We start from the raw sequence: 7529 nt of genomic DNA, 5'->3' as shown, positions 1-7529 counted from the left end.
CCGGCCCACAACCTGACACCAGCAAGGTCCCCACCCATAACCACACCAACGACCGAGCTGGCCAGCAGTCACGACAAGGACCGTTGCAGTACTAGACGTCGTTCCAACAGGTCATGGCGGACCAGCCCCACCGGTTTCCAACTCTCGTGGCGATGTGGATCCAGCCGTTGGCATTGCTGTGCCCGCACGCATTGTACCGGTCACCTAGTTTGACGCTGTCGAAATAGCAGTAACGCCAATCATGCGCCGCTACTTTTTCCACGACAGGGGCAGTTGTTTTCGGCTCGGTCCTGACGTTCACGCTGGCGAGGGCCACCACTTCCCCCGTAGGACAGCCGCTGGTGAACGAGGCCGACCTGGCGGAACGATCCGCAGCGCTGGCAGTACCCGGGACTGCAAGACCGATGGCCGCGACAGCCATCAGTGATGCGACGTACCTTGATCGCAGCGTCTTTCTCACCAGATCCCCCTCCTGATTTCTTGCGGTCAAGCGGACTTTAGCAGCACAACGCGGAACACACACAAGACAATTGTCAGTGAAAATTCCGTGCAGGTTTGGATGCTTCAGCTTTGACTCTGCAGGCCTCTATCGGAATTCGCAATACCACTCTCCACCAGACCTTTAGCTTTACCCAAAGGCCGTCGCTTGACCTTGCCCCGGAGTCAAGGCCGACAGTGTCCTCATCGATCGCACCAGCGGGTGCTGTCTGTGCTCGCCGGCCATGCAAGACGAACAGGGGGACTCTCATGACCGCGACCTGCGTCATTCTCGATATCGGTGGCGTGCTGGAGATCACGCCGGAAACAGGGTGGGTGCGGCGGTGGGAGGAGCGAGTGGAGCTGCCGCCGGGCACAGTGCACGAGCGCATGCGCGACGTCTGGCGTGCCGGGAGCGTCGGGAGCATCAGCGAACGCGAGGTGCACGAGCAGGTGGCAACCCGCTTGGGCCTCGCATCACCCCAGGTCGAAGCCTTCATGGCCGACCTCTGGGCGCAATACCTGGGAACGCCGAACGAGGAACTCATCGCCTGTGTACGGGAACTGGGGGGAAGCTGCAAGCTGGGCATCCTGAGCAACAGCTTCGTTGGTGCCCGTGAGCGAGAGACAGCGCTGTACCACTTCGACTCACTGGTGGATCAGATCGTCTACTCGCACGAGATCGGTTTCGTCAAGCCTGATCCGCGAGCCTTCGAGTCCGTCTGTTCCAGTTTGGACGTGCGCCCGGAGAACTGTCTCTTCATCGATGACGTCGCAGTCAACGTTGAGGCCGCCCAGGCCATGGGCATGCAGGCCCATCTGTTCGAGGACAACGCACAGACCATGGCGCGCATCGCAGCTCATCTGGCCTCGATCGTTGATGAGGGGCCGTCAGTTGGTTGACGGCTCCTTTGTGGTGGGGGTGGGTGGGGGTTTTCGGAGTCCGGGAAGCGTGACGACCCGGTTGTCACGTCGGGTGTGGCTACGAGGCCTCTACAGCGAGCCGAAGCCGGAGGGTTGCGCCGTTTGCCAAGGCATCGGCAGCGGCGGGCTTGAATCCATGCCAGGGCAAAGGGACAGACCGGCAGGCCAGCCGATCCTAACAATGGCGATGGCGCTGACGCTGACAGCAGGGTGGTCGGGACGGCCGATCGCGTCACAGCGACGAACCGCCCGGGGATCAGGGTCTGTGCTTCCCCTCCCGGTCGTGGGCCTGCGGCTGTCGCTCAGGCTGAGGGATTGTTCCCGGGATACGTCGGCCTCCACGGAACGCCATCACCCGGCAACGGTCCCCACACCAGCGCACCCCGGTGGAACCCGGGAAGACCCTCTGCCAGCAGTGGGCCCGTGCCTTGGGTGATCGCCTCAGCCACGCTGTCCAGGAACTCGCCGAGGGATCCGTACCCGGGGGCGGTCAGCGGTCCCGCCGGTGACTCATTGCTGGCCTGACGGAAGGTGGCGAGGCGGCCTCCGGCGTCGACTGCGAGCCCGTCCCACGGGGTGACGGAGTAGTCGGCGACGGCGAAAGGAATCCAAGGACCCCAGAGCTGGTCGACGCTCCCCCCACTGCCCCGCACTGCCACGATCGCCTCCAGGGGCAGCAGATGGTACTGGGCAAGGAACAGGCCCGGATCGTACTCGTCCGGGTCGCGATCCAGGGTCGCAGCGTCGACCGTCCCGTCGGCGGCCATCAGCACGGTGACCAGGTCACCGGGCAGGCTCACCCCCAGCTCGTACTCGGCAGAACGAACGTCGGCCACCGTCGCGCCGGGCCGCAGTGCGGCCCGGGACGCGGGGGCGTGCGCCGCCAGCCAGTCAGTGATGGCGGCCCAGGCAGGCAGAACGTCGGTCATCATGTCCTCCGTCGAGTCGGGCGAACGGGGAAGGGGGCGCGCCCACCCGACGTTCACCAGGTGGACGTGCCCCCCGCTTGGCCGGACCGCACAGGTCAGGCCATGAAAACCTGCACCACGCGGAGGCCGGTGAGTTCATCTTGCACCTGACCCCGCCCTCGGACGGGTCGCAACCCGCGTACGGGCCGCTATCCGGGTCCACCCAGTACCCGTCGCGTCCAGCAGCCGGAACCGGCTCGCCGAAGCTCACGCCGAACGGCGGCATCCGCTGGGCTTTGACGTCGTTCGACATGGTGCAGCGGCGTCAGCGGGAACTGTCCCAGCTTCTTCGCATGCTTGTTCTGGGCCGGCCGCCTGTGCACCTTCGCACCCAAGAAGGCCTCACAGTTGATGGTGTACCCCGCCTAGCCAGCTGTGGTTCTGGTTCATGCGGGCCACCGGCGCCGCCTCACTCATCGGGGCCGCGGAGGGGCCGGTCCGAGGAGGCGATGATCCGGGCCGTGAGGTCCGGGTCGGGCATCCGCGGGTCGAAGGGGAACATGGGCCGGCGGATGCGGTGGTGGCCGAGGCGTACCAGGTCCTGGTCGACGCCGCCGGGCGTGAGTGCCATCTTCCAGTCGGCGGCCATGGCGAAGAGTTCCGGTTCCAGGTAGCCGATCTTGACGATGACGAGGTCGGCCGTGCGCGGACTCAACTCAAGGTCGGTGAAGTCGTGTTCGTGATGGTATGGCTTGCGCAGTCGCGTCAGGATCACGTGAATGCTGCCGATCCTCAGCACGACCTCTGTCTGTGCGTCCCGGTCGCCGTGCCGGATCGCGTACACCTCACCGGTCATGGTGAGGGGTGCGTCGTGCCGGTCGTCGACCTCCCCGCCCGCGGTGACGGTGACGGTGGCGCCGACCCCCGCCCGCGCAGCCGTGTCGACCGCGGCCGGCCCCGGCAGGGAGGCGTACAGCACGGTCGGGCCGGACGGGTCCTGGAACTCCGGGCGGCTCAGTACCTGTCGAAGGCCCCATGTGACGTCGCCCGCCCCACCCGCGGTCGGGTTGTCGCCGGTGTCGCTGACGAAGTAGGGCCGTGCCGGGGAGGCGAGTGCCTCGTCGAGGCAGTCGTCGAGGGTGCCGGTGGGGGCGACGAAGGCGAAGTCGTGCCGCGAGTCCCAGAATCCGCGCGCCAGGCGCGCGGCGCCGGCGGTGACGGCTGCCTCGTCGGTGCCCGTGACAACCACGGCAGCCCGGTTGCGCGGCTCGTCCGCCCACGCGTAGCCGACCCAGATCGCCGCGTCCGTCACCCCCTCGGCCGCCTCCACCTCCTCGACGGCCGCATACACGGTCCTGGCGGGCTCGATCCGGGTCGAGGTCTGTTCGCCGGCCAGCAGTACCGGTACCGGGATCCACGCCTTCACCGGACGGGGTCCGCCGCCCGCCAGTTGGTGGACGAGGTTGCGGGCGGCCCGCTCCTTGGTGTCCATGGCGTCCTCGTGCGGGGCCATGCGGTAGCAGGTGATCAGATCGGTCAGGTGGACCAGGGCGCGGGACACGTTGCCGTGCAGGTCCATGGAGGTCGAGACGATCACGTCCGGACCGACGGTCTCGCGGATGCGGGCCAGCAGTTCCGCCTCCGCGTCGTCCATGCCCTCGACGGTCATCGCGCCGTGGATGTCGTACCAGAGGCCGTCGATCGGCCCCAACTCCTTGAGCGTCGCGATGAGTTCGCCGGACAGGTCGACGTACGCGGATGCCGTCACCGTGCCGCCGGGCAGGGCCTTGCCGACCAGGGCCCCGCGCCAGTCGGCGGCGGCGCGCAGGGGCTCCCCGGGGGCCAGGAACGGGTAGCGGGCGAGGACGTCCGCGCCGCGCTGCGGGTGGAATGCGGCGGCCTCGGTGCGGGCCGGGGAGAACGTGGACGACTCGATGCCGAGACCGGCGACGGCGATCACGGGACGAGGTGCTGGCATGGCTCCTCCGCGAGTTGACAGGGGGTGGTGGCCGGGGCGTCACAGACGGCTGCCCGTGCCCGACGTCAGGGGTGGTGGTTGCCGGTGACCGTGCGCAAGGCCTCGGCGAGCGCCCGCTGCAGCGCGAACTGGCCCGCGCCGACCAGCCCGGCGTCGGCGCCGAGGCTCGCTCTCTCGATCGCCAGATGTTCGGTCACCAGCGGATGGCAGCCCTCGTACAGCTGGCTTCGTACGGCGGCGACGAAGGGTTCGAGCGTGGACAGGATTCCGCCGAGATACACGGCGTCCGGGTTGAAGAAGTTGACGTTGGCGGCCAGCACCATGCCGAGGTATCGCCCGGCCTGCCGCACCGCGCGCGTGGCTTCGGGGTCGGCGTCGGAGGCGAGCCGTACGACGTCCTCGGTGGATGTCACCGCCAGACCCCGCTCACGCAGGATCCGGACGAGCGCCGCGCCCGAGGCCACGGTCTCCAGACAGCCGGTGTTGCCGCAGGAGCAGGGGATGTCGTGGGCGGCCTCGACCCGGACGTGAGTGATCTCGCCGGCGGCGCCCGAGCCACCCCGGTAGAGCCCCCCGTCGGCGATGACGCCCGCCCCGATCGCCGTACCGGTCTTCACCATGATCGACTGCCGGCGCTCGGCCGGCTGCACGATGTGCTCGCCGACGGCCATGCAGTTGGCGTCGTTCTCGATGGCCGCGGGGACGCCGAAGCGGTCCTCGAGCCAGGCGCGGACGGGGAAGCGGTTCCAGCCGGGCATCCGGGACGGGAGCGTGACGACGCCGGAGGCGATGTCGACCGGGCCGGGCAGCGAGAGGCCGACGCCTTTCAGCAGGTGGCGGCCGTGCTGCTCGGCGAGACCCTCCAAAGTCGCCGCCAGTCCGGGCAGTGCCGCCTCGGGGCCCTCGTCCGTCGCGAACGGCACGGTGGACACGTCGGTGAGCCCGCCGCCGGCCAGCACCACCCCGATGTGGGCGTGCCTGCCGCCCAGTTCGGCCGCCACCGCGAAGCCGTCGCTGCCTCCGAGGCGCAGCATCTTGCGCGGTCGCCCGCCCGTGGAGGTCACCGTGCCCTCTTCGGCGACCAGTCCGAGGGCCAGCAGCTGGCTGACCGTGAACGAGATGGTCGACGGGGCGGCGGCGAGCAGTCCGGCGAGCTCCGTGCGTGTCGACGCCTGCCCGGAGGCGAGGAGTTCGAGAACGCGCTCGGCCAACGACGAGACCCCGGAGGCTTGTTTTCTGCGCGGTGGACTTTTTTCAGTCATGGGCGAGACAACTTCCGGCATCGGCGGTCGGGAGGTCGAGCGTATGCCTGCGACCACCTCTCTTCACTTTTTCCAGAACAGCAGTAACAGGCTTTTTACAGCAGTGCGTCTGTTTCTTCGGACACGGCGGCCGTTGACTGGCTTCCCCATCCGCCTCCGGTCCCTCCCACTCCCCCGAGGTGAACCATGTCCCCTGCTCGCACGAGGCTCCTCGCCGGTGCCGCCCTGTCCGCGGGCACGCTGCTGCTCGCGGGCTGTTCCGGGACGAGCGGCACGTCGTCCGCGTCCCGTGACTCGATCAACTACGCACTTCCCGCGAACTTCACCCCGAACTGGATCCTCCCGATCGGCACCGCGGCGCACCTGAACACCAACAACATCTCCATCGCGAACACGCTGTGGGAACCTCTCGTGGCCTACGACGGCTCCACCGGCCGGATCGCCTGGAACAAAGCCGGTTCCATCGCCACCGCCGCCGACTTCGCCTCCGACGGCAAGAGCGTGCGGATCACGCTGGGCGAGCGGCACTGGAGCGACGGCAAGCCCATCACGTCACGGGACGTCGAGTTCTGGTTCAACCTCATCAAGGCCAACAAGGCCGAGTGGGCGGGCTACAACCCCGGCAAGGCGCCCGACAACTGGACGTCGTTCAAGACGGACGACGCCCGACACTTCACTCTCACCTTCGACGGGGCCTACAACTCCCAGTGGATGCTGGCCAACGAGCTGAGCAGCGTCGTCCCGATGCCGCAGCACGCCTGGGACAGGACCGGCGCGTCGACGCAGGTGTCCGACACCGACCGCACCGCCGCGGGCGCCAAGCAGGTGTGGGCGTACCTCAACAACGCGGCCAAGAACATCGCCGGCTACGAGAAGGACGACCTGTGGAAGACGATCAGCGGCCCGTACGCGGTCCGGTCCTTCTCCACCGCCGGCAGGGTGGTCCTCGCCGCCAACAAGAAGTACGACGGCGGTGAGAAGCCCGGCATCGCCGTGGTGAACCTGCTCCCGTTCACCACGGCGGACGCCGAGAAGAACGCGCTGCGCTCGGGAACCGTCGACTACGGCTACATCGAGGCGACGGACCTCGACCAGAAGGAGCGGTTCACCGCCCAGGGTTACTCGGTGAAGCCCTGGTCCGGCTGGGCGATCACGTACATGCCGTACAACTTCAACAACCCGTCCATGGGCGCCGTGTTCAGGCAGCTCTACGCGCGCCAGGCCGTGCAGCGGTCGATCGACCAGAGCAGTCTGGCGAAGGTGATCTTCAACGGCACGGCGGTGCCCGGCTACGGGCCGGTCCCACAGGGCCAGGCGTCCGGGTTCGTCTCGCCGGCGCAGAGGAGGAACCCGTACCCGTTCTCGACCACGGCGGCTCGCGATCTGCTCACCAGGCACGGCTGGACCGAGCAGGGCGGGGTCATGACCTGTACCGCCCCCGGCACCGGCGCCACGCAGTGCGGTCCGGGCGTGGCCGAGGGAACCGAGTTCGCGATGCGGGTGCTGTCGCAGTCCGGCTCGACGGTGACCGACAACATGATGAGCGCCATCCAGTCCTCGCTCGCGAAGACCGGGATCAAGTTCTCGATCAAGACCGCGCCGGTGAACTCGGTGCTCTCGCAGACCCCGCAGTGCACGGCCGGGCAGTCGATCTGCAAGTGGCAACTGTCCTTCTTCGGTACGGCGGGCAGCTGGTACTTCCCGGCCTTCCCGACCGGCGACTCGCTGTTCCAGTCCAAGGGCGGCTCGAACTTCGGTACTTATTCCAACGCGGCGGTCGACAGGCTCATCTCCCAGTCCACGACGTCGAACTCGAACACCGCGATCCGGGACTACAGCGCGGCCGTGGCCCAGGACCTGCCGGTGATCTGGCTGCCGGCACCCGTCTACCAGATCTCCGTCATCCGCAACGGCCTGGGCGGCTTCTCCCAGGACTCACTCGCCAACTTCCACCCGGCGCAGTGGAAATGGAGCAGCTGA

General features: G+C 67.9%; 5 protein-coding genes. 2 read left to right on the top strand and 3 right to left on the bottom strand.

What is annotated here, in order from left to right; genetic code table 11:
* Nucleotides 1-747 precede the first annotated feature (747 nt).
* Nucleotides 748-1380 carry an HAD family hydrolase gene (locus ACIRU3_RS43245; protein WP_404069193.1) on the top strand — a complete coding sequence of 211 codons (633 nt, stop codon included), beginning with the start codon at nucleotides 748-750 and terminating at the stop codon, nucleotides 1378-1380.
* 323 nt (nucleotides 1381-1703) lie between these two features.
* On the opposite strand, the gene ACIRU3_RS43240 is transcribed toward ACIRU3_RS43245, so the two are convergent.
* The 3 genes from ACIRU3_RS43240 to ACIRU3_RS43230 all read right to left on the bottom strand — a co-directional run bounded on the left by ACIRU3_RS43240 (nucleotide 1704) and on the right by ACIRU3_RS43230 (nucleotide 5549).
* Entirely contained in the window at nucleotides 1704-2330 is a 627-nt protein-coding gene (locus ACIRU3_RS43240; protein WP_404069191.1) for a hypothetical protein, read from the bottom strand.
* A gap of 448 nt (nucleotides 2331-2778) precedes the next feature.
* Entirely contained in the window at nucleotides 2779-4287 is a 1509-nt protein-coding gene (locus ACIRU3_RS43235; protein ID WP_404069189.1) for a M81 family metallopeptidase, read from the bottom strand.
* Nucleotides 4288-4352: 65 nt separating this feature from the next.
* A complete protein-coding gene (locus ACIRU3_RS43230; RefSeq protein ID WP_404069187.1) occupies nucleotides 4353-5549 on the bottom strand; it encodes an ROK family protein in 1197 nt (398 codons plus the stop codon).
* A gap of 186 nt (nucleotides 5550-5735) precedes the next feature.
* Here ACIRU3_RS43230 and ACIRU3_RS43225 point away from each other — a divergent pair, with 186 nt between their 5' ends.
* Nucleotides 5736-7529, top strand: coding sequence for a peptide ABC transporter substrate-binding protein (locus tag ACIRU3_RS43225; RefSeq protein ID WP_404069185.1), 1794 nt, complete (start codon nucleotides 5736-5738; stop codon nucleotides 7527-7529).

Origin of the sequence: Streptomyces sp. NPDC101151 (genome assembly GCF_044768335.1) — a bacterium.
Lineage (GTDB): Bacteria > Actinomycetota > Actinomycetes > Streptomycetales > Streptomycetaceae > Streptomyces.
This window is presented reverse-complemented; position numbering and strand designations above follow the sequence as displayed.